Source organism: Paraglaciecola sp. 25GB23A (assembly GCF_040012495.1).
Taxonomy (GTDB): Bacteria; Pseudomonadota; Gammaproteobacteria; order Enterobacterales; family Alteromonadaceae; genus Paraglaciecola.
The window spans coordinates 676,758-703,216 of the sequence record NZ_JBDYKM010000001.1 but is presented as its reverse complement, the minus strand read 5'-3'; the positions used below and the strand labels follow the sequence as shown (position 1 = coordinate 703,216).

Here is a 26,459-nt window from a genome sequence, read left to right as displayed (position 1 = left end):
GTTACTCACTATCTTTTCTCGTTTTTTTATTTTGTCGCCACTGCAATGGTAAAACTGCCATCTTGACCTACTACCACTTTTCCCATCACCGGATCGCGCTGTGCAAATAACTGAATATTTTTGAAACCTGCTTGGGTTAATAACTGCGTTAATTCTGTATTGGTATAGTGTTTAATATGAAACTTAAATTTTTGCTTATCAAACGGCATCACATCTTGATTTGGCGTAGAGCAAATAAGTTGCCCACTCGGTTTCAATAACTTATAAAACATGGTCAATAGCTCTGCATCAAAGTCTATGTGCTCTATTGTTTCAAAAGAGACGATGGCATCTTTGCTCTGCTCCTCTAAACTTAAAAACCTAGCATCCTCACAAATAAAATGAGTCTGCTTGTTTGAAAAATATTGTTGAGCATGAGTAATTGCAGCACTGTCTATATCAACTCCGGTGACACTTGCAGTCGTTTCTTTAGCTAACAATAAACTTCCATAACCAATACCACAGGCTAAATCTACAATCTGATGTGCCGGTGTGAGCTGCCCCAGGGTTTTACAAGCAAACTCGTAACGATTTAAATGGTCGGGCCTAATTTGGTCATAGTGTGTGGTAATTTGGCGCTCACCTCTTTCCATGGTTTTGTTTGCCCGAGCAAGCAATTCACTATTAACTTCATTAATTTGAATGTCGCAAAACCCAGCGCGCTCCAATAGAAGCTGCAATCTAGCCGCGTTATATCCCGATTTATAGATATCTTGATAATATGGCTGATAATTCTCATTTCGAGGATTACCATCTTGTTGAGTGCCCCATAAACCAGCAAAAGCTTGACGCGCCAAAGACTCAGCATCCGTTAGATCCGTATTACTCCAACTTGCTTGTTGCCAAAGCGTCAAATAGTAATCAGTGTTTGGTACCACTATCTCAATTACCCCACCTTTGCTTAACGCGTCACTCCATTTTAGCATGGCAAAATCAGCCTCCATGCTCGTTAAATACTGCAATACATTTTCTGCACTTAGTTGCTCTATTGATTTGTCGACAAAAGGTAATGCCCAAAGATTATCAAGAGCATGTGCTATATCATCTGATATTGCTATGAAGCTGCTGTTTTGTTTACGTAGCATTACCTTGTTAAAAGAAGCCATTAGATCCTCGCCTCCCTTGCAGTAAATACAGACTCTTGTTGTTTACTTGCGACATTAATCAAGTTTAAGTTCAAATCAATATGACTAAATCGACTTAACTTTTGTGCTGAGATATTTTTATTTGTAATATTAATTTGTCTTGAAATAATTGCAGCGAGCACAGTATCTATTTGGCTCATATGGGGTTTTAACAAACAGTCACCTTCAACTTCAATTGGCTTACCAAGCAATGCAGCTTCATACAAAACAGATGAATTTATGCCATGCACCTTCTTAGCGCCAGATATTAACGAAAACACGTCTCCTTCAATCAATTGACCTTTATTGAAAATATACTGTTTGCTAGACGAGTCTTTCGGATGCACTTTAAAACGAAGATCATCATTGGGATAGCGTGTTTCAATGTAATTAATAAATTCTTGCATACCCGTTTTAAAGCGTGAATGATTAATAACATTAGAATCTGTCGGAACTTGCAAGGGTACAAAAATGTAACCCTGATTGTTATCACAGGTATCTAATAAATATTTATCTTGATATTTTTTTCTAAGTTGATGAAGTTGCGCTAATTCCTTACTTCCAACCCAAGACAAATCATCTTTATATAACTGACTCTTGGCATTTACACCACATTTATCCAGATAAAAATGTTGATGCTGCGGAAAAAAACCACATTCTAAATACGTTATGTTTAGATCGAGTTGCTGGCAAACGCTAATAAGTGGCATAAACGAAGTAATTGAGCCGTTCCAAACCATGACAAACTGTGCGTTTCGCAAATAATCAGCTGTTAACTCGTCTAGCGGATGATGAATACGAATATCACAATCATGTAATGCTAAGAAATTAAAAAAAACTTTTAAATAGGCTTTAATGTTGATGTTTGAGTAGGCATCTACATAAACTGCGTACGACCTTGCTTGTTTTCCAGTGCTGGTATTTTTTTCGTAGTTCTGCACTTTTGGGGCATGCAACATTATGTCAAGAAACTTTGTTTCTGGCGAACATCTGGCCTTTAATCGTTCAATCAATTCCAATTGAAAATGCCCAGTCCCTAAAAGCACAGCACTTTGCTCTATCGGTTTTATTTTGTCGTCAATGGTTTGTATATTAATAGCCTGAATTGGCACTTCGCTTCTAGTTTGTAATTTAGATACAAGCCACGTAGTCGGCAAGGTTACTCCAGTTTCGACAAGTTGTTGCAATAATTCCTTGGCATACGCCCCATCACCAACAAGGCAATAATCTAGACCACTTAATTCATTAACTGAAACACGTTGCCGTCTCTCATTCAACGCAATCGCCTGTTCAACTAACATTGAGTTTTCCCATATTTGAGTAATTAGGTTTAACTTGTTTTTCAAACGTCGCAAGGGCATTCGCCACGGCATCATCCATATTGTAGTACTTATACTCTGCCAGTCTGCCAGTACTGATGATATTTGGGAATTGCTTCACCAGTTTTTTATAGACTTCAAACTTACGCTGGTTTTCATCATTAAATACAGGGTAGTAAGGCACATTCTTAGACTCATGATGCCGGTCATAACCTTGCGGGTATTCTTTTACTATAGTGGTACGATTCGAATTAACCTTAAGGATATGTTTAAACTCAGTAATACGTGTAAAGGCGTGTTCGTTGGGATAATTGACGGTAGTCGCTGGTTGAAACTGACTTTGCTCCAAGGTTTGAAAGTCAAACTGCAATGAACGATAAGGTAATTCGCCGTCTACATAATCAAATAATTGATCTAACATACCGGTAAACACAACTTGCCCTTTAAACACCTCGCCTGCAAACAATACGCTCTTACTCTGCGGCTCTAAGCGGATAAAAGACTTAGCCTCTACGGATGTTTTGACCGTAATATTTTTGTGACTGAGCATCTTAGTAATAAGGCTAGTGTAGCCTGCAGAAGGTATCGCCTGATAAGTATCATGAAAATATCTATCATCTCGTGAAATAACCACCGGCACTCGAGCCGTAACAGTAGGGGAGATATCTTCTGGCGAGCAGCCCCATTGTTTGGCGGTATAGTTTACAAATACTTTTTGATAAACAAATTCGGCCAGTTCTTGCAGTAGTGGCTCTGCGCTTTTACGTAACTCTAATATCGGTACTTTAGTATCAAAACCATAGGTACTGATAAGTAGTGCTTCAATTTTCTCAGCCTGCTCTTTTGCATATAATACAGCCAGGCTATTAAGATTAAAGGGAATAGGAATTAATTTACCATCGACCGAACCCAGCACCTTGTGTTCGTATGGCGTCCACTGAGTAAACTGACTTAAATAATCCCAAACTTGCTGTTTACTGGTGTGAAATAAATGCGGGCCATAATGATGAACCAGAATGCCTGCCTCATTACGATAATCGTAACAATTACCGGCAACATGCGGCCGCTGCTCAAGCACTAATACAGTTTTATTCATCTGACTGGCAAAACGTTCCGCCATTACCGCGCCTGAAAAACCTGCGCCAATCACAACAATATCAAAGTGTTCCATTAGACTTTATCCTGCAAACGTTGCAAAAGTTGCTGAGGCTGAAGCCTTAAGTCATAAGCCAATTGATGTTTGGCATTAAAAAACCACTGCTGCGCAGCAGACATTTCAATATATTTTAAAAATAAAGTTTGCTCGTTACGGGTTAAAAAATACAAGGCCGCAGCAAATTGGTGATGGGCAATGCCCTGCGCAATAACCATATCAGATACATCAAATTGCTGTGCTAAATGACACGCCAACTCAATGTCTTGTAAGGATTGTTCACGACGGGTAAATGAGCGACTGGTTTGCTGGCCAAAGCTGTTTTCATGAATTCGATAGCGGCCTAAAACTTGCGGAATAAAATCGATATTAGCCTTTAGAAAACCCGCATTAAGAATGTAAAAAGCGTAATCAAAAATAATTTTACAATCGCCAGCTACCGTATCGAGCAAATGGCTGTGACGTCTGAACATCGCACTGCTGGCTTGCATGTAACTGCCAAATTTAATCATATGTTCAATGTTTGAACGCGCTGGAATATAAGACCAGTTATAGAATTCTTGAGAATACAATTTAATGGTTTTATCACTCACAGAATCAAACATATCTGATTCGTGATAAACAATGTGGCAATCGCCATGGGCATCTAGGTAATCAACCTGAGTCTGTAACTTGTTGGGCAAGGCTAAGTCATCGCCATCCATATAAGCAATATAATCGCCGGAGCAAGCGGCCAATAAGGTTTGCATATTGGCCGCCAGACCGGCGTTACTTGTTTTGTATATGCAGCGCAGTTTGAGTGGAAATAACAAGGCTATCTGCGCAATTTTAGCGGCGGTATCATCGGTTGATGCGTCATCACAAACAATGACTTCATAGTCAAAGTCGGTTTCTTGCTCTAGTACCGACAACAGACAAGGTAGAATGTAGTCTTGTAAGTTGTAAGCTGGCACCAATACCGATAACTTCATATACCACCAATCAAAATTTAATAGAAATCAATAATGTATCGGCATTTCAGCCTACAGCTTTAGCTTGAATTATGCCGTACTGCCTGCATCCACAGTCATAACGGTGCCAGTAATAGCCGATGCGCGTTCACTGAGTAAATACACAACCATGGCTGCGGCATCATCCACCGTGGCTAATTTCCCCAATGGGCTGCGTCTTTTAACACTGTCTAACTTGGAGCCCTGTAAACTACTGGTCATGTCAGTTTGCATATAACCGGGAGCAACACAGTTGACGGTGATACCGGCCTTCCCCACTTCACGAGCTAAGGACCGACTAAAGCCCTCTAATGCGGCCTTACTGGCAGCATAAACACTCAGACCGTTAAATCCGGTTTGGGCAATAATAGACGAGATATTAATCACCCGGCCTCTGCGATTTAACAACATGGAGCGCACTAAGTACTTACACAGTAAAATAGGCGCTTGAATATTCAGCTGCATTAAATGCTCAATGGCAGAGTTAGGCATGGTGGCCAACACGCCATCATGGCCTGCAGCGGCATTATTGATTAATGCGTAAGGTCTTCCATACTGTTTTACTAATTGCTTACACAACGCAGCTAAACTATCCGTATCGGCTAAGTCAGCAGCATGATAGTGGACTAAATCAGGATAGCTTTGCTGCAATAGTTTTAAGGGCTCTGAAAACTGGCGTGCAAGGGCAATAATTCCATAACCTTCAACTGCGGCTTGTTGACAAATCGCTAAGCCTAAACCTCTGCTGGCTCCCGTAACAATCACGTAATCAACCATGTTGTAGCTTCCTATTCACTTTACCCGTTGGCTCACAGATAATATTATCTACTATGCTAATCTTGGTTGGTATTTCAAAACGTTGTAATTGAGTTTTGCATATTTTTAGCAGTTCTTGTTTAACACTGTGCTGGTCAGCATTCTCAATCACCGTGACATCGGCCACCACTAATTCTCCCATTAAGGCACTTTTTTTAGCATAGACTTTCGCTTGACCAATAGAGGGGCATTGCAATAACACTTGCTCCACTTTCTCTGGATGCACTTTATTACCTCCTACGTTGATCACACCCGAAACACGTCCTAAAAATAACACCCTGTCGCCGCTGAGTTGAACTTGGTCCAAGGTATCCATATAACCGTGTTTATCATACTGCTGGAGCAGAGTTTGTGCGCCTTGGTGGCTCGGTTTCACCCATAAATGTTGATTATCAGATACTTTTAAAGCAACAGGCAGTCTCAATGGATCGTCCAACCACTTGGCTGGGAAACCGGCTTGGCCATCACTGACCACAAATCCAACACCTGCTTCTGTTGATGCGTAAATATGCCGAATATTCGCCTTGGGGAATAAGGCTCTTAAGTTATCTAATAAGGTTTGGTCGGCAATTTCACCGCCTAAGGTAATATAACGCAATGGCAAGTTATGTAACTGCTTTGTCATCAATAGCTGTCGCCATAAACTTGGCGTGGCAGATATCGCGCTGACATGATGCTTTTGCAAGAATATTAGCTGGGCCATGGGTTCACTGCCAGTGGCATCAACTAACTCGGCGCCACTTAACAAGGCTTGTAACAAAACCTGCAAACCCGCAAAACGAAAAGGTTGATAGAGTAAGCCCCAGCACAAATTTTGTAAGTTCTCACTCTGCTTGATACTCGTGACCAAAGAAGAAAAAGAATGAGCAAACCATTTTGGCTCGCCAGTGGTGCCCGATGTTGCCAAATACCAAGATGTTGGTAAAAGCGGCAAATCGCCACAATCTAATGGCTCTGGTGAGGCTTGCAAAGCAGTATGATTTTCATTCGGCCATGTTATGAGATTTGTAACTTGGGGCACTGAGACATGAGGCGGGCAGATATAAATTGCAGTACACCAACCATCAAAGGCGATGAGTTCGCTCACCAAGCTTATTAAATTCGTCTGACACAAGGCAATGTTTTGTTGCTTAAGTTGAGGATTTTGCTGCCTAATTTCTTTTGCATTTTGAATTAAGTCAAACACAGAACTTGTGTTACCAGCGTGGCTAATGCGCCCTTTCACTGGCTGTGTCTCTAATTGTTTAAGCAAGTTAGGCATGGTGGTTTATTGAATATCAGCACATTTTTGGTAGTTAGCCAAAAATTCAGCAAAGGTGCTAGGGTAAGTATCAATGGCTAATTCGGTAAAAGGGTCAAAACCTAGTTCCTCTTCAAGTTGCGCAACCAACATCGCGTAAGCAAGCGAGTCTAAGCCACATTCGAGCAACAAAGTGTTTGCCTCTATGGGCTCTATCAACTGACAATCGCTTAACTCGGCCACCTGTTGCATGGCTTGTCTGATTTGTTGTTCTAAGTTCACCTTCATTCCTCTTCTGCAAATTGAATAGTGGCCGCAACCAAGGCAATATTCTTGGGTAACTTCGCCAGGATTTTGTCACGCTTTTGCGACCACTGCTTAAGTGGGTAACTATAATGCAATATAGCAAAATCTTGCTCGTTACGCTGCCCCGCTTGCTGCGCCATAAGCTGTTCATATTCAAATACTTTGTGTAATTTATTCGCTGCCATATTAAAGGATAGAACTTGGGCATCCAAATGACTAAACAGCGGATTTGCACAGACATAATCCAAAGCGGCTAATTCCAAAATAATGCCACTGCCCGGCCACACATCCGTTTCACCCAGATAACATCCCCACTCTGGCCGTGGGGTATCTAATTTTGAAAAGTTTAATACGCCAATCGCTCGTTCGTTTTGCCACAATATAAAAAATTTACGACAAGGGTCGTTTTGCAGCCCTGCAAACCAGCTAAGATGCTGTTGCCAGCTGATCGGCTCAACATTATGCATATTTTGTCTTACTCTGGCACTGTTTCGCCACTGCCACACCTGCTCTAGTTGGGCATCGACCAAAGGCTTAAAACAATGTGTGGGCAGTCCTGTTTTTGTCATTTCTGAGTTATCTCTATTTAACGCTGGCAACGCCTTGGGCCATACGTTCGACGATATGTTTAGCTCCGTCGTAAGTTGTCATCATCAATGCTTGTTGATGCATATTTTGCAATTTTTGTGGCTGTTGCCAAAGATTAATGCATTGTTCTGCTAACGCTGTGATAGAGCATTGTTCAAGATCAATAACCTCACACCAGCCTTGTTGCGCTGCTTGTTGGCTGGCAAATAATTGATTTTTGGCCGTGACCAGCAATACCGCTGGGGTAGCGCAGGCTAACAACTCAAACTGAGCTCCCCCCGCCGCCGATACTGCCAAGCGAGTTTTGCTTAAAATCTCTGCCATATGTTGGCAATCATGCAAGTGCTGAATGGCTAGAGTACTCGTTGTGAGCCATTTTTCTAAGTTAGCTAGATGCCCGTATGCCGCCCCGGTGATCACCACAATGGGCATAGAAAGCGGAGATTTTGCCAATAGGTTTAACAACGACATCGTCAAGTTAAGTGGGTCACTGCCGCCAAACATTAGGGTCATACAATCTCGTCCTGACCAACTTTTTTCTGCCAATTGCAGAAATTCAGGTCTCAATATTCGATAGTATTCACCTACTGCCAATACAGCATTGGCTGCGGTTTGTTGATAATTGATAAGTTCAGCGTTAGGCGCGCCATTGATCACTAAATCAGCGTGAAGTGCACCAGTGTCGTTGGTATCATCAAAAACGGCGAGCTTAAATACAGCCGAACGCAGTGCAAAGCGATAGTCTTGCTGAAATTCGTAGCCATCAAGCACCAACCAATCTACCGCTAATTTCTCGCACTGTTTTGTCAGCCATTGAGCTTCTGAGTCACCACATGAGGTAGGCAAAATTAACACTTTGCCCAATACAACTACTCTAGATTGACACAATGGCAGTGAGCGTTCAGAGATGGCAAAAATGACTTCATGGCGCTGTGCAACCATACTCTGCGCCAGTGCTAGGCAGCGCATAATATGGCCCAAACCAATCGCATGATTGCCTTCTACCCTAAATAATACTTTCACCCAATATTACTCAAAAAAAGACCAATCAAGCGCCGTACCTTTGCTTAAGTCACACTTAGCAGTGAGTCCCAGCACCTTGTCCCAATGTTTAGGAGCAAGGCCAAAAGCGGGTCGAACGATACGCAGGTTTTTACGGCTCAGGGTCTCGCCCTTTTTTATATCTTCACAAACATAAATTGAGCGACGATATTGCTTCGACTTTTCTTCAGAATGGGTACCACCATAACAAACTTGTCCCATCGCCTGATGGGCGCGTTGCGTTTCCAGCACTAAGGATGAAAGCTCCTTAGGCTCTAGAGAAAAAGCCGCGTCCACTCCGCCTGCACTTCTGTCTAATACAAAGTGTTTCTCAATCACCGTTGCCCCTAAGGCAACTGCAGCGACAGACACGCCAATGCCTGCGGTATGATCGGATAAACCTACCTGACAAGTAAAAGCGTGCGCCAAATGAGGAATAGTGAGTAAGTTAGTGTTGCTGGCTTGGGCGGGATAGGTGCTAGTACACTTTAATAAAATAAGATCCACACAACCGGCTTTTCTGGCTGTCGTTACCGCTTCTTCTATCTCACTTAAACTCGCCATGCCGGTGGACATGATTAAGGGTTTACCCTTTGATGCTGCTTTGGCTATCAGGGGTAAATCCGTTAATTCGAAAGAGGCAATTTTAAAACAAGGCACATCTAAGGCGTCTAAAAAGTCAACGGCCGCTTCATCAAAGGGTGAGCTGAATGCCAACATTCCCAAGTCTTTAGCCCTATTAAACAATTCACCATGCCATTCATAAGGAGTGGCGGCTTTTTGATATAAGCCATGGAGTTTTTCGCCGCACCATAAACTGTCTTGTTCTTGAATAACAAAATCATCGGTGTCCACATCCAATGTCATGCTATCAGCTGTAAAGGTTTGCAACTTAATGGCATGCGCGCCGGCTTTAGCCGCGGCCTCCACCATCTCGATTGCCAAATCTAACTGCTGATTATGATTACCACTTAATTCGGCAATGATAAATGGAGGATGGCTGGGGCCAATAGTCAAATGGCCAAGTTGAATATCAGTCATGTTGCTCTGTTCCACTTATTTCCTGCAATATTGCTGCTATGTTATCGGCCAGAAGCTCAGGATCATCACATAAACACTTAGCCTGTAAACGTTCATATTGGGTTAGAAGTTGCCCCGAATGGAGTGGACACGGTGCAGTGGTATCAGTGGCATAGTCAGGCATAAATATTTTTGCATCACTAGCACCGCTGATCAATAAACTAGGACAAGCAACTGCATCAGCAAACCACTTAAACGCACTGGGTTTGCCAACCATCAAATCACTCTTGTGCAGTTGACGTAATAATTGACTTATGTCCTTACTTAATTCCGTATCAAACCAAACCTTAAACCCTTTCTGCTCTAGCGCCAAGCGCAGGATTTTCCCGTGTGGATAGTTATAACCATCGGCAGATTGAGATAAACACAAGGCAATAAGCGGCTTGTTATTGCTTTTCTGAGCAGCGTCCTTGTGGCTCAAAGCGATTTGACTATCCATTTCAAGGCGACTAAAACCACAGCATTGTTTTAAATAAAACTCAGGGTAACCACCTTCAGGTAAATAGTCTCCGAGGGCCCAATTTGAAAACCAGCGACTCATGGTAAAAAAACTGCTTAACATGTAAGTAGCCGGCACATTCACATAGTCTGCTTGTAAACTTTGATCCCCGACCTTATCAATCAAGGTCTGGATTGACATCGATAAATAATTACCGCTAACAGGCTCGCCCGCATCTTGTAAAAAACGCGCTAAAAAACACGGCATAAAGGCTGTATCTAGGTTGACTATTTGGGAATAAGTTTCGCCAATAATATCTTCTGCTAGGCCTAAAAAGGTTTCCATCGCTTGGAAAAAATCATCAGGCCAATGTTCAAGTGTTCTAACGTCAAGGTCTGGCTCTGCCAGTTCAACCAAGGCCTTACCTCGCCCGTAAGTCAATAAGTGTAATTCGGCCTGAGGAAATTTTTGCCGAAAAAAACGCAACGCTGGCAGGCCAATAGCCACAACATCACCTTCTGATAACATCCGGATCAGTAATATTTTTTCAGGTGCAAAAGGCTTAGTAATGGTCATTATTGTCACCGACTTATCTATTCTGTTGGATGTAAGCCTGATACATCAGCTCTGCGCGTTGCCAATCTTCAGGGGTATCAATATCCTGCACCAGATGGCGGGGCAAAATAATGGGAATAGCATGTTCACTAAACATAGCCTTATTACTCAAAAAGCCGTCACTGGTACCCCAATAAAACTGGCCCGCGTCGTGATAGGCCTCAGGTAAATCTTGTGAGCGTTGACCAATATGTTGGGGATACATAGGGGCAAGTCCCGAGCCTTGTAATTTCAAAGCACGTTGCACAGGGAAAGCGAAGGTCGTACAAGAAAAAGCAAAAGACTTATTACTATCACCTTGCAATTGTTGTAAGGCTTGGCGCAAAAATGCAAATTGCAAAAAGGGCGCCGTAGCATAAATACAGCAACAAAAATCGGGCAAGCTGCCCTGTTGTTGGCCGAAATAATTAATTGCGTGCTGGGTAACTGGTCCGGTACCAACAAAGTCATCCGACAAAGTCTGTGGCCTGATAAAAGGCACCTCAGCACCATATTGCCTAGCGACCTTGGCAACGTCCTCACAATCGGTAGACACCCAAATTTTATCAAACACCGCGCTTTTTTGTGCAGCCTCAATGGAATAGGCAATTAACGGTTTACCAGCAAATAATTTAATGTTTTTTTGGGGAATACGTTTACTGCCGCCGCGCGCGGGAATAATCGCCAAATTCAAAGTAATACCTCATTAAGCGCTGCTATTACCGTGGTTTGCTCTTCTTCCGTCATACTAGGAAAAAGAGGTAAAGTCAGAGCCTGCTGGTAATAGTGTTCGGTATTAGGCAAATAGCCCTTACGAAAACCGAGGTTTTGGTAATAAGGCTGCAGATGAATTGGAATATAATGCACGTTCACCCCAATACCTTTGTTATGTAATTGCTGATAAACACTTAAGCGATCATGCTGAGTTAACTCAACCATGTAAAGGTGCCATGCACTGCTCATATAACTCTCTTCGCTGGGCAAAAGCAAAGGTAATGTGGCGATAGTTTGTCTATAACGCTCGGCCAATAATCGGCGCTGCCCTATAAACTGATCAAGTTTTTGCAATTGGCTCAAACCCAATGCGGCATGTACATCGCTTAACCGATAGTTATAGCCCAATTCAATTTGCTGATAGTACCATGGCCCATCACTCGGGCTCACCATTAAGGCCGGATCACGGGTGATGCCGTGTTTGGCGAATAATGACACAGACGTAGCATATTCTGCTTTATTGGTCAGTACCGCCCCACCTTCTGCACTGGTAATGGACTTAACCGGATGAAAGCTCAGGACCGTCATATCAGAAAACTGACAAGAGCCTATCTTTTGGCCCAAATAGTCCCCGCCCAGTGCATGAGCAGCATCTTCAATCAATACAATGCCATAGGACTGGGTTAACTGTCGTATAAGCTGCATATCACAACTTAAACCAGCAAAATGCACAACAATTAGCACCTTGGGCAGCCTATTATTTTGTTGTGCTTGGCGTAATTTTTGTTCTAGGCACGCGATATCGATATTGCGGGTAAGCGGATTGATATCAACAAAGTCGACATCAGCACCACAAAAACGCGCGCAATTAGCAGAAGCTACGAAAGAGTTTGCAACAGTCCAGACAAGATCACCTTGGCCAACACCGGCGGCAAGACACGCAATATGTAAACCGGAGGTGGCACTATTTACCGCAATCGCATAATTGGCCCCGGTATAATCACACAGCGCTTGTTCAAAACGGGGAACAACAGAGCCTTGCGTTAGAAACTGATTGCGTAGTACATCAACCACACTTTCGACATCAGCGTCATCAATACTATGTTTTCCATAGGGGATCATAAACTACGCTCTTACAAGGTATCTTGGTCTAGTTGTTTTAACTCATCAATAGACAGAAAGTGGGGATTAGTACCTGAATGATATTCAAATTTATCTGACACCGCATGGCCTATTTCACCTAATTTATTCTTTTTATAATCAACCGTTTTGTCAAAAAAAGTGATAGCAGGAGTAATCACATAATGATCAGCAAACTCCAGCGAGTGATGAGCCATCTCTTCTGGCACCATCACCTCATGTAATTTTTCACCAGGTCTGATACCTACCACTTCATAGTCACGTTGCCCACTAATGGACTCCACTAAATCAAGAATACGAATGGACGGTATTTTAGGCACAAAAATCTCTCCACCTTGCATACGTTGAAAGTTTTGAATAACAAATTCAACGCCTTTATCCAAGGTGATCCAAAAGCGTGTCATCTCGACATGGGTCACCGGTAATGACGTCACACCTTTAGCAATTAACTGTCGATAAAATGGCACAACAGAGCCGCGAGACCCCACCACATTACCGTAACGTACCACCGCAAAACGAGGACCTTTAGCACCCGACATATTATTGGCCGCAACAAATAGCTTATCCGAAGCCAATTTAGTAGCGCCATACAAGTTAACAGGATTGGCCGCTTTATCAGTGGATAAGGCGATGACACGACTGACATTAGTTTCAATGGCGGCATCAATGACATTCTGCGCACCGTAAATATTGGTTTTGATGCATTCGTTAGGGTTATATTCAGCCGCAGGAACCTGCTTGAGCGCGGCAGCATGTATAACATAGTCAACTTCACGCATGGCACTTTTCAAGCGCTCTTTATCCCTTACATCACCAATAAAATAGCGCATGCAAGGATGAGCATGAGTTTGTTGCATTTCAAATTGTTTTAACTCATCACGAGAGTAGATAATGACTTTTTTGGGTTGGTAATGGGCGACGATGTGCTCAACAAAACGTTTTCCAAAAGAGCCTGTACCACCGGTAATTAAAATCACTTTATTATTAAACACGTTCACATCTCCGACTGATTTGGGAGCTTGTCCCGGTATATTTTTAGTGTTGTCATTCAATTACCAACAGCTTGGACTCAAGATATCGACAACTATGAAGTCATTAGAAACCCAAAAACACAATATTGACAGCTAAAGGTATTTTTTTACTGCTTTACGCCCACGAATGAGATCACTCAGTTGTTTTAATGACGTTTTTGATAGCTCTTTTGTACAAGCAACTAACAGGCCATTTATCTCAAGTTCAGCTTTGGCAAAGATTTTTTGTATTTCAACATCACAGCTATTGAGGTGCTCACGGATAAGGACATCGCGAGTGTCAATTAATTTCAGAAGGGCTGATTCGTCGATTGTCTCATCGGAAAAGAGCGCAACTATTTGTGCATTGAGCTCTTTTAAACGAATTGGAGTGTTGGCATGATCTAAGATTAGGTTTTTCAAACGGCTGCTTGTTGTTTTTGCCTTCTCATTTCATAAGCCTCTAATTTGGCTGACTCAGGAATTTGTGACCAGGCTGTCTTAATTGGTAGCAGTAGGTTAATCACTTCATCCATTATCTTCAAGCTATTCTGTACACTGGCATCAACCAGACGTTGCACCATATAGTCATATAGATTGAATAAGTTAGTTGATACTTCGCCACCGGCTTCCATATCTAGGGTATCGCGTAAAGTTACTATTATGGCTGTGGCACGAGAAATATGTTCTGATTTAAAGGCGTAATCCTTGCGCTCCATCCCCCCTTTTGCATAGGCCATGCGCTCTAGCGCACCTTGCATTAACATCAAAGTTAACTTATGCGGGTCAGCATGGGCAATATCTTGTTTTAGATTGCCTTTTTTATACGCATTAATACCTTTTAACATCACGTTACTTACCTTTTACGTTTTTAAATTAACTTAATTACCTAACATCGCGATAAGCGCCGAACCCGTCTGGTTAAGTTTAGCAACGGTTTGATCCAGTCCTAAATATTTGTCTCGCAGGATTTGCTCATAACCTGACATTCTTAACTCAAACTGTTCTCTTTCATCTGCCAATAAATCTTTTTGATCCTTAACTGATCTCTCGCGATTAGTTAATAAACCACTGTAGGAAGTGTACTGCTCAACATAATCATACAAACGTTGACCAATACCTTGGTTTTCATCAGTAAACAGCTTAGCAATGTCATCAAAATTATCTTTAAGAGCGGCTTTTAATCGATCCTCACCACTACCAAAACCATATTTATCGTTTGAGCCAATCTCTAAATCACCATCTTCATTAAACTCAATACCCAACTGAAAAATAGTGCCTAGACCTGAGTTTGAAACCGCTGAACCGACGATAGTCGAAAGGCCTTGCTGTATACCACGGATCATAAAGTCGCCAGCAAGAGCACCATCATCCTCTAAATCTGATAAACCGTATTTTGTCAGGTTTGTCATTTCTTTGTTTAGGGCATTAAAGTTATCGACAAAATCACGAATTTTTTTATCAATACCTTCAGTATCAAAACCTATTTTAAGCGTCGATTTTTTACGCGTAACGGCATCGCCTTCAAGCTCTGAAACTTCAGACACCTCAAAAGACACATTCTCAATAGTATTTTCGAACTCGTTAGTCGAACTCTCAACATCGATACCGTCAATATTGGCTTTGGCATTTTGTGCCGAAACAACTGGACTTAAGAAAGCGGGATCACCGAGGGTTGTTACCGCAGTCGTTCCTGATGAATTTACCGTTGATACACGATTTAATTCGGGTAAATCATTGTCATTAGAAATAACTAAATCATTTCCTGACCCTGTCGTTGCCGAAGAAAAGACCAGCTTAGCCCCTCCCGATGCAGTACCGGTATCTATAATACTCGATGTCACACCGAAGTTATTAGCCGAGTTATTTATTGCGGTACTCATTTGTTGCAGCGTCATACCGGCTGTTACATTAATAGAAAATGAATCACTGGTACTGGGAATTTTAAAGGTCAGTGAGCCCGACCCGGCACTTAATACGCTAGACGAAGTACTTGCAAAGCCGCCGTCAGCCGCTTTTGCAGTTTCAATACGACTGCCGCTAGCCAACTGACTGACTGAGATTTTATAACTTCCTTCAACTGCACTGTTTGCAGCTTCAGCGGTAAAAGGTTCTACATTGTCACTGGGATTTGTAATGGTCGGCTCACGACCTTTCAAGGCAGTATCTGTGCGCAACTCATCTACTGAGTCTAAAAAATCTTTCATCTTGGATTTTAATTTACCAAGACTTGATATTTCAGCATCAAAAGATTCATCTTTCGCATCTAGCCTTGCTTGTTTAGGCTTTCGCTCTGCGTCAATTAACTGACCCACTAAACTCTCAAGATCTAAACCAGAACCTACACCCAGCGACTGGATCGTCATTAGAAACCTCTTTACTATCTATACCTGTTTGTTGAAAAGAACTCCGACAGCATTACCTATATCAGACTGCAAATCGCGCAATCGCTCTGACAATTTCAGTACTTCTTCAGAAGGAATTTGACGAATGACCTTACCAGATTCAGTATCAGTTACCTTCACTACGGGTCTGTCGCTACTCTCATCTACCGAAAAAGCCAGTTGACGGCTACTCGCTTTGGCAAAACTACTTAACTCTTCGACCGCTGCTTTGATTATATCAGTAGATAATAGCTTTTCAGTATTAACCACTGTATCGGTATTTACCGTAATACCTTTAACAGTTTCTTGCTTTTCATCTTGATTTTGTGCTTTTTCAAGCACCGCAGTGTCGCTTAAACCAGGATTACTATATTTTGGTATTGCAAGATTTTTACCACTTTGTGAGACCTCAATCTCCATCTTACACCTCCGCAATGAAATGAGTCAGCTTTAAATCAATAAAGCTAACCCATCCGACTCTGTATAAAACTAACCGCTAAACCTTATCCCAATAACGACAAAGCTGATTGCGGACGCTGGTTGGCCTGACTCAATACTGACAACGATGCTTGTTGTACAATCTGATTACGGGTTAAATTAGCTGTTTCAGTAGCAAAATCTGTATCTCTGATTTGTGAACGTGCAGCAGAAATGTTTTCAGAAATATTGCTTAAGTTACGGATAGTAGATTGAAAACGGTTTTGCAGAGCACCTAAATCCGCTCTGGCACCACCGATGGTTGAAATAGCAGCATCAATAGAGGTTAAGGCTGCGCTCGCTCCACCTACTGTTGCAACAGTAGTATCGGTTAAACTTAAACCTGAAGTGCCGTAACCGCCAGATTGAGTCAATCCAACTGCGATGGTTTGTCCACCATTAGCACCGACTAAGAATGTCGCTGAAAAAGAACCCGTTAGGATGTCTGTTTTACCAAATTGGGTATCGGTAGATATCCGTGTTATCTCACTCTTTAACGCTGACACTTCTTTTTGCAGCGCCAAACGGTCAGAAGATCCATTGATACCGTTTTGAGATTGAACTGCTAGGGTCCTGATGCGTTGTAACGAATTTGTCACCTCGCCTAGTGCGCCTTCTGCAGTTTGTGTTAGTGAAATCGCATCATTTGCATTTCGCACCGCTTGATCCAACCCTTGTACCTGAGTGGTTAAACGATCTGAAATTTGCAAGCCCGCTGCATCATCTGCGGCGCGGTTAATACGAAAACCAGATGACAATCTTTCAAATGACGTGTTAAGCGCTTGTCCAGAGTTGAATAACTGGCGCTGAGCATTCAACGACGATACGTTAGTGTTTACAAATAAGCCCATAAATTACCTCCTGAAAACCCATCGCTTGTCATTAAATAATCGACTAACACGATAAGTTTGCCTCATTTTCAATGTTAAATAGGCCTCCCCATTTAACACCGCCTCACTTAACTCCAGTTTGGTACCTCTACCTTACTGAAAACTAAAAGCAATCACTCGGAATGCCCCTCAACTATAGGTATCGACTGCAACTAGAGAATCTTTAATTTTATTTTCGTTTTTTTGAAAATTTTTTTAGAAAACCTAGGGAAGTAAAAAAGCATAGTCAAAAAAGGCTAAGCTCAATTCATTTAAAAAAGTTGGCATAGCATCTGCTTAGTTATTGTATCAATGCGTAATGGTTTGATAGTGAGGATATTGCCGATGGTGAATCGTCTAACTAACAGCTACTACAAATACATAATAAAAAGTTTCAGTCCGACTGGCAGGGTTAGAGATGAATACTGGCCTCTCAACCAAACTTCTACACTCTCAGTCTTGTTAGTTGGACGTTTTATTAAATACCTTTACCAAAAAATAATAAAAACAGGTAGGGGTGGACGTGATAAGTTGATTTAAATATAGACCATATAGTTTGTATCTAAATACACTTGTTAGCGTTAGGAGAACGAGCAAATACGATTTCTGTCCGACTGGCAGGGTTAGAGATGAATACTGGCCTCTCAACCAAACTTCTACACTCTCAGTCTTGTTAGTTGGACGTTTTATTTAGAAAAGACCTAGTATTCATATACTTAGGTAATGCAGATTCAATAAAAAAGGCCTAGGCAAATGCCTAGGCCAACTTGCTCACGTTAGGAGAACGAGCAAAGTAGTTACAACCAGCTTTCTTTAGGTTTAGCTGATAAACGGCTGTTTAGCCAAATTTTTGACATATTTTAGCATCTTTTTTTGCCACAACATCCTGCAATAAAATTTAGCATCTCATTTTCCTATTTCGAGCTAGCCGCTGGAAAAAAGGCCAGGGCAAATACCCCGACCAAATTGCTCACGTTAGGAGAACGAGCAAACTGCTTACATACTAACGTTGCAAAGAGGTACTGTAATTTTATAAAACACATATTTTTGCCTCTTTATCATCAACACTAGCATTAGAATTCTGTTAGTTATTTAAAAGTAGCCGTCCTTGGCCTTGTCGAGCGAATAGCCTTATTCGCTCCCGGGTGGCCTCTCATTTCCTACCCTCTTTAATTACTTTTTATTATCCCAACAAACTCAAGGCGGATTGTGGACGCTGATTAGCTTGTCCCAACACCGTAATACTCGCTTGTTGAATAATCTGCCAACGGGTCAACTCTGCCGTTTCGACGGCAAAATCTGTATCCCGAATACGACTTCTTGCCGCTGACACATTCTCTGAGATACTACTGAGGTTTCTAATAGTCGATTGAAACCTATTTTGCACCGCACCTAAATCCGCCCGTTTTGCATCAATTATCGAAATTGCTTCTGATATTTGGCTTAAGGCCGCGGATGCCCCGGATGGTGTTGCAACCGTAACATCTACCCCTGCGAACAAACCCGACGTACCAAATCCACCTGTTCTTTGAATATTAACGCTAATAGTCTGTCCAGCATTTGCCCCGACCAAAAAAGCCGAAGAATAACTACCTTCTAATATGTTAACGCCACCAAACTGAGTAGTTTCAGCTATTCGAGTAATTTCTTGCTTGAGTGCCGATACTTCTTTTTGCAGGGCTAATCTATCAGATGAACCATTAATACCATTTTGCGCCTGTACCGACAGTACCCGGATCCGCTGCAGTGCAGTGGTGATCTCTCCCATCGCTCCTTCTGCCGTTTGCGCTAAAGAAATACCATCATTGGCATTACGAACCGCCATATTCAAACCCAATACTTGGGTTGTTAATCGATTGGATATCTGTAACCCAGCAGCATCATCTTTAGCACTATTGATCCTAAAGCCGCTCGATAAACGCTCAAACGCCGTACTCAAATTATTATTTGAGGTAAAAAGTTGCCTCGTGGCATTCAACGAGGAAACGTTGGTACTTACATATAAACTCATATCTAGTTCTCCTAACCTGCCATCGACTTATTATTTTAATTAAGGCGTCAATGTAACGGGTTTTAACAAAGTTAAAGTTGGCACAATACGTGCTTCTATTTAGTTGCTAACTGGTACCCTGGTTAGCGCTTTGTTAAGTGTTTAATACGCACAAACAAATGCAAAAAGTGCGAGCGTAAGCTCATGCTGACAGACAGGATTGATGGCCAAAACCTCAATACCTCACTACCTCCTGGCGTCTCTTCTGCCTGTCAGCGATTTACCAAAAAGGCGCAAGCCCCTGCGGTTAATCAGAGTGTACTGCACGTTCATTTTATGCAACGTCAGTATAAAAACCTTAATAAATGTATCATCCCTCGGTCGATTGCAGCCTGCCCCCACAATTTGCAATTCGACCGATTTTATTCTTTGCTATCCCTCTAGCGTTGCAGCCTGCCCCCGCAGTTGCGTTTTTAGCGTAATCATCACACCCACCTTTTAGTTAGTTATTACCCTTGTAATAAAGACAATGCTGCCTGTGGACGCTGATTTGCTTGACCTAGCACAGTAATACTAGCCTGTTGAATGATCTGCCAGCGGGTCAATTCTGCCGTTTCAACTGCAAAGTCAGTGTCGCGAATACGGCTTCTTGCTGCCGATACGTTTTCAGAAATGCTACTTAAGTTTCTAATCGTAGATTGAAAGCGGTTTTGCACAGCACCGAGGTCTGCGCGTTTTGCATCGATAATAGAAATCGCCGCTAATACATCAGATAAAGCAGCTGAAGCATTGCCAACCGTTTCTACACTTAAGCTCGTTCCACCCAGTAAACCAGAGGTACCATAACCACCAGATTTGAGGATATTAACGCTAATAGTTTGACCAGCATTAGCACCAACTAAGAATGCAGAAGAAAAGTTGCCATCGAGAATATTGGAGCCACCGAACTGGGTTGTTTCAGCAATACGTGTGATTTCAGACTTTAAAGCTGAGACTTCTTTCTGCAAAGCTAATCTGTCAGACGAGCCGTTGATCCCGTTTTGAGCCTGTACTGCTAAAACGCGAATACGTTGCAAAGAGTTAGTAATTTCACCCATGGCGCCTTCAGCGGTTTGAGCAAGTGAAATGCCATCATTTGCATTTCGCACAGCCATGTTCAAACCCAGCACTTGAGTAGTTAAGCGGTTAGATATTTGTAGACCCGCCGCATCGTCTTTTGCACTGTTAATGCGAAAGCCAGATGACAAACGTTCAAAAGCGGTACTTAAGTTGTTGTTCGACGTGAATAATTGACGGGTAGCATTCAACGACGAGACATTCGTGCTAACGAATAAGCTCATTTTTTCTCTCCTAACGATTTGGTTTAAGCTCCGCCAGACTATTATTTTTATTAGCTGTCTTAACGGTAACAGGATCGTATTATTAGTATTATTTGATCTCTGCTAAGTCGTTCGCCTGTTGTTTTTATTAGAAGCGTAACGTCTATGCTTATGTATCGTATCGAAGTGAAAAAACCTTTAGACAAAAACACAAATAAATAAAATATAAATAAAACACGAATAAATTCATGCGTTTATTTATAGTTTATTGGGGTTAGCCGGAGTACCCTCCGGCTATTAGCTCTTATCTCTGAGAGAGTGAGCAACGCTCTCGACTGTTTGGTCGTATCAAAACCTGGTTACTACCTCCTGGCGTCTTAGCCCCAAACAGAAGATGGGTCTCTAAATCAAATCTAAATCAAGGCTTAACCTAACAAAGACAATGCTGCCTGTGGTCTTTGATTTGCCTGACCTAAAACGGTCAAACTGGCCTGTTGAATGATCTGATTACGAGTCAAATTGGCTGTTTCAGTGGCAAAATCTGTATCACGAATTTGTGAACGAGCCGCCGAAACGTTTTCAGAGATATTGCTTAAGTTTCTGATCGTAGATTGGAAACGATTTTGCAGCGCACCTAAATCAGCCCGTGTTCCACCTATGGTAGATATTGCAGCATCAATAGACGTTAAGGCAGCAGACGCGCCAGCTTCAGTGGCAACAGTCGTCCCTGAAACACCTAAACCAGATGCACCATAACCGCCGGTTTGGTTTAGTGAAACCGCTATCGATTGACCGCCATTTGCACCTACTAGAAACGTAGCTGAAAATGCACCTGTCAAAATATCGGTTTTTCCGAATTGAGAATCGGTTGATATGCGAGTTATTTCTGCTTTTAACGCAGAAACTTCTTTTTGCAAGGCAAGACGGTCAGATGAACCGTTAATACCGTTCTGGGACTGTACCGCTAAGGTACGGATACGTTGCAAAGATGATGTCACTTCTGACAAGGCACCTTCAGCCGTTTGAGCCAAGGAAATAGCATCATTAGCATTTCTAGCTGCTTGATCTAAGCCTTGGATTTGGGTAGTTAAACGGTCAGTAATTTGCAGGCCAGCAGCATCATCCGCAGCGCGGTTGATTCTAAAACCTGATGATAGACGTTCAAAAGATGTATTTAATGACGTACCTGAATTGAACAATTGACGTTGAGCATTCAACGATGAAACATTGGTATTTACGAATAAACCCATGGTTGTACTCCTACACTCTCAGTCCAGCGTTAGCTGGCGATCGAATACTATTCGATTGGTTAAATAACACTAATAGAGTAATGACACTTAAAAAATCATTACTACTGGCTCTCTCAGAAAAGGTATCGACCCAGAAAAAAATCCCTTTAACAAAATTTTGCCGTTTTTAAAAAAAACGGCAAAAATTTGCCATCTGATTTAGAATATATAACGTAGATTCAACAGCTTAATAAGATAAAAAAAATGATAAATATGAAACTAGAATGGTTATCAGCGGTGAGTACTTTGGGTTCACACAATGCCTTTACCGACTTATGTTGGTTTAATAATTTTTTATTTTGTTGTTATAGGCAGGCAGGTAACCATGTCAGTGATGATGGAAAGATTCGCATCACCACTCTGAATCTAGGTGGCCAAGTACTGGCTAACTCAACATTACACTTAACAAATTACGATCTACGTGATCCCAAACTCAGTGTCACACCAGATGGAAAGTTATTATTAATCGCCCATGCTCGCGCAATAAATCAACAGCGCACTTATAAACCGTCAAAAAATATGTGTTGGGTATCAGGCGATGGACATAGTTGGTCATCAGCGAATGCATTCGCTAAAGATAATTGGTGGTTGTGGCGGGTTAGATGGCAGGCCTCACAAGCCTATGGTTTCGCCTATAATCGTGAGGAAAATTCGATTGATTTATATCAAGGTGATCCTCGGCGTACTTTTCAGCAACAAGCCATCGGCGCCTTGAGTTTGCAAAAACATCAACTTGCTTATCCCAATGAGTCAGACTTAGTGTTTCAGGGCAATCAATGTTTTGCTATTGTGCGACGCGACGCCGACAGCTACACAGCACAGTTGGGTCACAGTCACTTCCCTCATAAAAACTGGCGCTGGATTGATTTGAAATTTTATCTCGGAGGACCTGTTATGCAATTACTGCATGACAATCTGGCTATTGCAGCTGGCCGAGTTGTGCACAACAACAAATTAGTGACGGCTGTCTTTACTCTGCAATTGTCCACTGGCAAGGTATTACAAAAATTATTTTTACCGTCAGCAGGCGATAATAGTTATCCCGGCCTAGTGATTAAAAACTCAGACTTATACTTGAGTTATTACTCTTCTCATATCGACAATAAAAGTCAGGTTTATTTGGCTAAAATTTCACTGCTTTAACGAATATAATCAAATAATGACGTGCCAGTAACGCGACTAAAAGTCGCCTGTGCTGCTTGCAAAGCGGTTTCCTGTTTACTTAATTCCGATACTGCCACGGCATAATCGACATCTTCGATGTTTGAACGCGCGGCTTTAACGGTAATTTCTAAGTCTAAATTAGCTTCATAAACAGACTGGCTGACGTTTAATCGACCACCAATAGCCGACATAGCATCAGCGACATTGGATAAGGCATTATCTGATCCAATTAGGGCATCATTCAATGCTTCATCATAGCCACCTGAGTCAAGATTTTCATCGCGTAAAGCAATAACAAAATTATTTAAGGTTTCGGCAATATTGGCTTTATTAGGTGGGTCTAGGCGAAAGTTAACGGTATCGCCTACAGCGCCTTCAATATCAAAAGAAATGCCTTTAAACGTAAAAGGCACACCGGAGGAAAAATCAATAGTATCGATTATATTGCCGCTGGCAACTTGAGTTACCTGTACTTGATTACCGGCGAGCACCGTCACTTGATAAGCATTATTGGCCGCATTAACTGCATCGTAGTTTGCCGAATGAAATTTATCGTAGGTACTTTGTTGAGTAACACTTGAACTCGCAGAGGTCACACCGCTACTGGACGTAATAGTAGAGTTTAGCCTGGCAAGCACATTTTCAAACACATCTTTGCCTGAATTATTAGCTTGAATAGTTACAGTATTTGAAATCTTTATTTCACTTGCACCCGAATCTCCAGCAAAAGTGTATTTATTGCCGGTGGCGCTTTGATTCAATTCAAAAGCAGGCGATTCAGACTGGTAACCGGCAAAAATATATTCGCCACCCGCATTTCGAGTGTTCATTAAATCAAAAACTTGATCGCGAATTTGTTCCATTTCAATGGCGATCGCTTTTCTATCGTTACTATTCAATACCCCATTGCCTGACTGCACCATTAATACTCGCGCACGGTTAACCGCTGTATTAATACTGCTTAATACCGTTTCTTCTTGTTCTAAACTGTTGGTTAATACATTACTGTTCTTTTTATATTGAGCAATTAAATCCACTTCTTCAGTCAAGCGGATAACTTGTGCCGCTCCCACCGGATCATCAGAGGGTCGTAATAGCTTTTTGCCCGAAGATAACTGCGTTTGTACGTCAGATAAATTACCCTGATTCTCCAATACGGCATTAATACTTCTTTCGTAGAGTTGCCCCGTTGATATACGCATAGTTTATTTCTCGTTATCCCTTATCAAACAATACTTAATATGGTGTTAAACATGTCTTGTGCGGTACCTAATAATTTTGCAGCCGCTGAATAGGACTGCTGAAACCTCACCAAGTTTGCAGCTTCTTCGTCAAGACTCACACCAGAGACAGACTCAAACCAGTCTTTCGACTGCGACTTTAAAGCCTCGGCTGCTTTTAAGGAAATATCTGCACTGGCCGCTTTTTGACCAATATCACTGACGATATTGGTATAGGCCTCGTGAAAACTAACCGGATTGCCCGAGCCACTGTTATTTAATTGCACCGTTGACGCTTTTTGCAGATCGGCCATGGCTAAACCATTGCGGTTATCATTTAAACCACCGGTATTATAGGCAATGGTAAAACTGTCACCCGGCTTAGGCACGCCCTGTAAACTCAAGTCATATCCTGGATAATTATCAAGCGCACTAAAGGCTGCTGGCCAAGCAGGCGAAGCGCCACTGGTTGCAGCTTGCGCCAGCATATTAGTAAAATCGCTGGTTCCTGATACTGTTGTAATAAGTGTTCCGGCGCTATCTAACACCTGATATTCATCGAGTGCAGTAAACAATATTTGGGCAGGTGCACCCACTCCTGTTGCCCCTGTTGGCGAAGAGCCAGGGCTGTGGATACCACCAGCGCCATTAAAAGCAGAAGCTGCGCTATTGGCAAAAGTATTATCAACTATGGTATTGGGCACTGTCGTAGACACTAACTTGACATCACCTAAATTACTCAAACTTGCTTCAACATGTATTGGCGAAGCAAAGGCTAAATCTTCTGGCCGCGACATACTGACAGTAATTTTATCAGCGGTATTTTTGGTCGGTTGGACTAAAAATTTGTCGCCCGCCACATAACTGGCGCCACTACCAAACTCCAATTCTATGCCACCAATAACAGGATTAAACGTACCTGATTGTGCAGTTAAGCCCGTATAAGACTGTGTAATGGGCGCACCACTTACACCTAAAACCGGTGAACCATCAGGATTAAGTGCTGCAATCGTAACATTAACGGTAGGCGGCAGACCTGGTGTCACCGCATCAAAGGTAACCTGATAATCAGCAGAGGTTATTTGACTCGCCTGCCCCTGAGTCACACGTCCGGTCACAACCGTGGTTAAACTATTATTGGTCGAGTAATTCAGTGCAGCAAATGAAGGTAGTTTAAAAATATCGCTGCCAATTTGACCGTCATAGTCCATGCCTAGTCTATTTTGAGTATTCAGTGTTTCAGTTAACGCAAGAGAGAGTTGTCCAAGCTCGCGGCGACTACTTTCTAATACTTCATCACGATAACGGAACAAGCCGCCAATAGTGCCACCCATATTGGTTTCTTTGAGGTTGATGGATACTGGCTTTCCACTACTACTGCTTAGCTGTAAGGACTTATAATTACTATCAGCGGAGTTATTAACTGTGAACACGTTGAACGAGCCATCTTGCATAACAAGTGATTCACCGGTAGACAAGTTAACGAGTACAGAGCCATCACCGGTGCCACTGTCTCTGGTCTCAATGGACATTAAACTGGCTAAATCTAATACGGCTTGATCACGCTGATTTTTTAGTGTTCCCGGCTCGTCATATCGATTGTTTGCCTGACTCACTCGGATCGCGGCATTTAATTCTGTTATCGATTTAACCAATGAATTGACTTTATCAATGTTGGTTTGAACTTCTATATTAAGTTCTTTTTCTTTATTACTTAGAAACCCGGTCAAATTACCTATTTGGCCGATTAATGAATTTGATTCGCCCAACACTAATTGGCGTGCAGCCGTGCTAGTAGGATCATCAGCAGCGGTTTGCACCGAAGCGAAAAAGCGACTCATACTGCTAGAAATACTATTGGCTTCACTGGCAAAAACATTGTCTAAAACTGAGGTTTTATCCCAATATTCTTGGTAGTGACTCTCTAACGTGGTGTCGCGCCGCAACTGATTTTGCGCAAAGGTATTAATCACGCGTTCGGTCGTTGAACGCCCAACACCGCCGGTTAATTGTGAGACAAAATTAGTCCGCTCCCTGACAAAACCTTCAGTGTTAACATTGGCAATATTATGACCGGCCGTGTTCAACAACTGGGTGCTAGCATCAACACCAGTGCGAGCTATCGACATTAAATCGGCGGTACGGGTAATATTGT

25 protein-coding genes are annotated in these 26,459 nt (G+C 42.1%); 1 reads left to right on the top strand and 24 read right to left on the bottom strand.

Annotated elements, in window-relative coordinates; translation table 11 throughout:
• Positions 1-26 precede the first annotated feature (26 nt).
• The 22 genes from ABKW31_RS03070 to ABKW31_RS02965 form a co-directional block, all read right to left on the bottom strand.
• On the bottom strand, positions 27-1,145 hold the full coding sequence (locus ABKW31_RS03070) for a class I SAM-dependent methyltransferase (protein WP_348614729.1): 1,119 nt from the start codon (positions 1,143-1,145) through the stop codon (positions 27-29).
• On the bottom strand, positions 1,145-2,464 hold the full coding sequence (locus tag ABKW31_RS03065; RefSeq protein ID WP_348614728.1) for a capsule biosynthesis protein: 1,320 nt from the start codon (positions 2,462-2,464) through the stop codon (positions 1,145-1,147). The genes ABKW31_RS03070 and ABKW31_RS03065 overlap by 1 nt, the downstream gene beginning before the upstream one ends.
• Positions 2,454-3,653, bottom strand: a complete 1,200-nt coding sequence (glf, locus tag ABKW31_RS03060; protein ID WP_348614727.1) for a UDP-galactopyranose mutase — start codon at positions 3,651-3,653, stop codon at positions 2,454-2,456. Before glf ends, ABKW31_RS03065 begins: the two co-directional genes overlap by 11 nt.
• Complete coding sequence (locus ABKW31_RS03055) at positions 3,653-4,606, bottom strand: glycosyltransferase (protein ID WP_348614726.1); 954 nt, start codon at positions 4,604-4,606, stop codon at positions 3,653-3,655. Before ABKW31_RS03055 ends, glf begins: the two co-directional genes overlap by 1 nt.
• A 69-nt stretch (positions 4,607-4,675) precedes the next feature.
• Positions 4,676-5,401, bottom strand: a complete 726-nt coding sequence (locus tag ABKW31_RS03050) for an SDR family oxidoreductase (protein ID WP_348614725.1) — start codon at positions 5,399-5,401, stop codon at positions 4,676-4,678.
• A complete protein-coding gene (locus ABKW31_RS03045) occupies positions 5,394-6,701 on the bottom strand; it encodes a class I adenylate-forming enzyme family protein (RefSeq protein WP_348614724.1) in 1,308 nt (435 codons plus the stop codon). Before ABKW31_RS03045 ends, ABKW31_RS03050 begins: the two co-directional genes overlap by 8 nt.
• Before the next feature lie 6 nt (positions 6,702-6,707).
• Positions 6,708-6,962, bottom strand: a complete 255-nt coding sequence (locus ABKW31_RS03040) for an acyl carrier protein (RefSeq protein ID WP_348614723.1) — start codon at positions 6,960-6,962, stop codon at positions 6,708-6,710.
• A 2-nt stretch (positions 6,963-6,964) separates the two neighbouring features.
• The gene (pseH, locus tag ABKW31_RS03035; protein ID WP_348614722.1) at positions 6,965-7,555 is read right to left on the bottom strand and encodes a UDP-4-amino-4,6-dideoxy-N-acetyl-beta-L-altrosamine N-acetyltransferase; all 591 of its coding nucleotides are present in this window, start codon (positions 7,553-7,555) and stop codon (positions 6,965-6,967) included.
• 13 nt (positions 7,556-7,568) lie between these two features.
• Positions 7,569-8,597 (bottom strand): UDP-2,4-diacetamido-2,4,6-trideoxy-beta-L-altropyranose hydrolase, encoded by a 1,029-nt coding sequence (gene pseG / locus ABKW31_RS03030; RefSeq protein ID WP_348614721.1) that lies wholly within the window; start codon positions 8,595-8,597, stop codon positions 7,569-7,571.
• Positions 8,598-8,603: 6 nt separating this feature from the next.
• Positions 8,604-9,656 carry a pseudaminic acid synthase gene (gene pseI, locus ABKW31_RS03025; RefSeq protein WP_348615187.1) on the bottom strand — a complete coding sequence of 351 codons (1,053 nt, stop codon included), beginning with the start codon at positions 9,654-9,656 and terminating at the stop codon, positions 8,604-8,606.
• Complete coding sequence (locus ABKW31_RS03020; protein WP_348614720.1) at positions 9,649-10,710, bottom strand: hypothetical protein; 1,062 nt, start codon at positions 10,708-10,710, stop codon at positions 9,649-9,651. The genes pseI and ABKW31_RS03020 overlap by 8 nt, the downstream gene beginning before the upstream one ends.
• 13 nt (positions 10,711-10,723) lie before the next feature.
• Positions 10,724-11,422 carry a pseudaminic acid cytidylyltransferase gene (gene pseF / locus ABKW31_RS03015; RefSeq protein ID WP_348614719.1) on the bottom strand — a complete coding sequence of 233 codons (699 nt, stop codon included), beginning with the start codon at positions 11,420-11,422 and terminating at the stop codon, positions 10,724-10,726.
• Complete coding sequence (gene pseC / locus ABKW31_RS03010; protein ID WP_348614718.1) at positions 11,419-12,564, bottom strand: UDP-4-amino-4,6-dideoxy-N-acetyl-beta-L-altrosamine transaminase; 1,146 nt, start codon at positions 12,562-12,564, stop codon at positions 11,419-11,421. The genes pseF and pseC overlap by 4 nt, the downstream gene beginning before the upstream one ends.
• 11 nt (positions 12,565-12,575) lie before the next feature.
• A complete protein-coding gene (pseB, locus tag ABKW31_RS03005) occupies positions 12,576-13,574 on the bottom strand; it encodes a UDP-N-acetylglucosamine 4,6-dehydratase (inverting) (RefSeq protein ID WP_348614717.1) in 999 nt (332 codons plus the stop codon).
• A gap of 132 nt (positions 13,575-13,706) precedes the next feature.
• On the bottom strand, positions 13,707-14,015 hold the full coding sequence (locus ABKW31_RS03000; protein ID WP_348614716.1) for a hypothetical protein: 309 nt from the start codon (positions 14,013-14,015) through the stop codon (positions 13,707-13,709).
• Positions 14,012-14,443, bottom strand: coding sequence for a flagellar export chaperone FliS (fliS, locus tag ABKW31_RS02995; protein WP_348614715.1), 432 nt, complete (start codon positions 14,441-14,443; stop codon positions 14,012-14,014). Before fliS ends, ABKW31_RS03000 begins: the two co-directional genes overlap by 4 nt.
• 30 nt (positions 14,444-14,473) lie before the next feature.
• A complete protein-coding gene (gene fliD, locus ABKW31_RS02990) occupies positions 14,474-15,958 on the bottom strand; it encodes a flagellar filament capping protein FliD (RefSeq protein ID WP_348614714.1) in 1,485 nt (494 codons plus the stop codon).
• An 18-nt stretch (positions 15,959-15,976) separates the two neighbouring features.
• Complete coding sequence (locus ABKW31_RS02985; RefSeq protein ID WP_348614713.1) at positions 15,977-16,396, bottom strand: flagellar protein FlaG; 420 nt, start codon at positions 16,394-16,396, stop codon at positions 15,977-15,979.
• 83 nt (positions 16,397-16,479) lie between these two features.
• Positions 16,480-17,304 (bottom strand): flagellin, encoded by an 825-nt coding sequence (locus ABKW31_RS02980; RefSeq protein ID WP_348614712.1) that lies wholly within the window; start codon positions 17,302-17,304, stop codon positions 16,480-16,482.
• A gap of 1,201 nt (positions 17,305-18,505) precedes the next feature.
• A complete protein-coding gene (locus ABKW31_RS02975) occupies positions 18,506-19,333 on the bottom strand; it encodes a flagellin (protein ID WP_348614711.1) in 828 nt (275 codons plus the stop codon).
• Between the two features lie 488 nt (positions 19,334-19,821).
• Entirely contained in the window at positions 19,822-20,652 is an 831-nt protein-coding gene (locus ABKW31_RS02970; protein ID WP_348614710.1) for a flagellin, read from the bottom strand.
• 404 nt (positions 20,653-21,056) lie between these two features.
• The gene (locus ABKW31_RS02965; RefSeq protein ID WP_348614709.1) at positions 21,057-21,881 is read right to left on the bottom strand and encodes a flagellin; all 825 of its coding nucleotides are present in this window, start codon (positions 21,879-21,881) and stop codon (positions 21,057-21,059) included.
• A gap of 243 nt (positions 21,882-22,124) precedes the next feature.
• On the opposite strand from ABKW31_RS02965, the gene ABKW31_RS02960 reads away from it, so the two are divergent.
• Positions 22,125-23,063, top strand: a complete 939-nt coding sequence (locus tag ABKW31_RS02960; RefSeq protein ID WP_348614708.1) for a hypothetical protein — start codon at positions 22,125-22,127, stop codon at positions 23,061-23,063.
• On the opposite strand, the gene flgL is transcribed toward ABKW31_RS02960, so the two are convergent.
• Positions 23,060-24,286 carry a flagellar hook-associated protein FlgL gene (gene flgL, locus ABKW31_RS02955; RefSeq protein WP_348614707.1) on the bottom strand — a complete coding sequence of 409 codons (1,227 nt, stop codon included), beginning with the start codon at positions 24,284-24,286 and terminating at the stop codon, positions 23,060-23,062. The two genes, ABKW31_RS02960 and flgL, sit on opposite strands and share 4 nt — an antisense overlap.
• 23 nt (positions 24,287-24,309) lie before the next feature.
• On the bottom strand, positions 24,310-26,454 hold the full coding sequence (locus ABKW31_RS02950; RefSeq protein ID WP_348615186.1) for a flagellar basal body rod C-terminal domain-containing protein: 2,145 nt from the start codon (positions 26,452-26,454) through the stop codon (positions 24,310-24,312).
• Between the last annotated feature and the right edge of the window lie 5 nt (positions 26,455-26,459).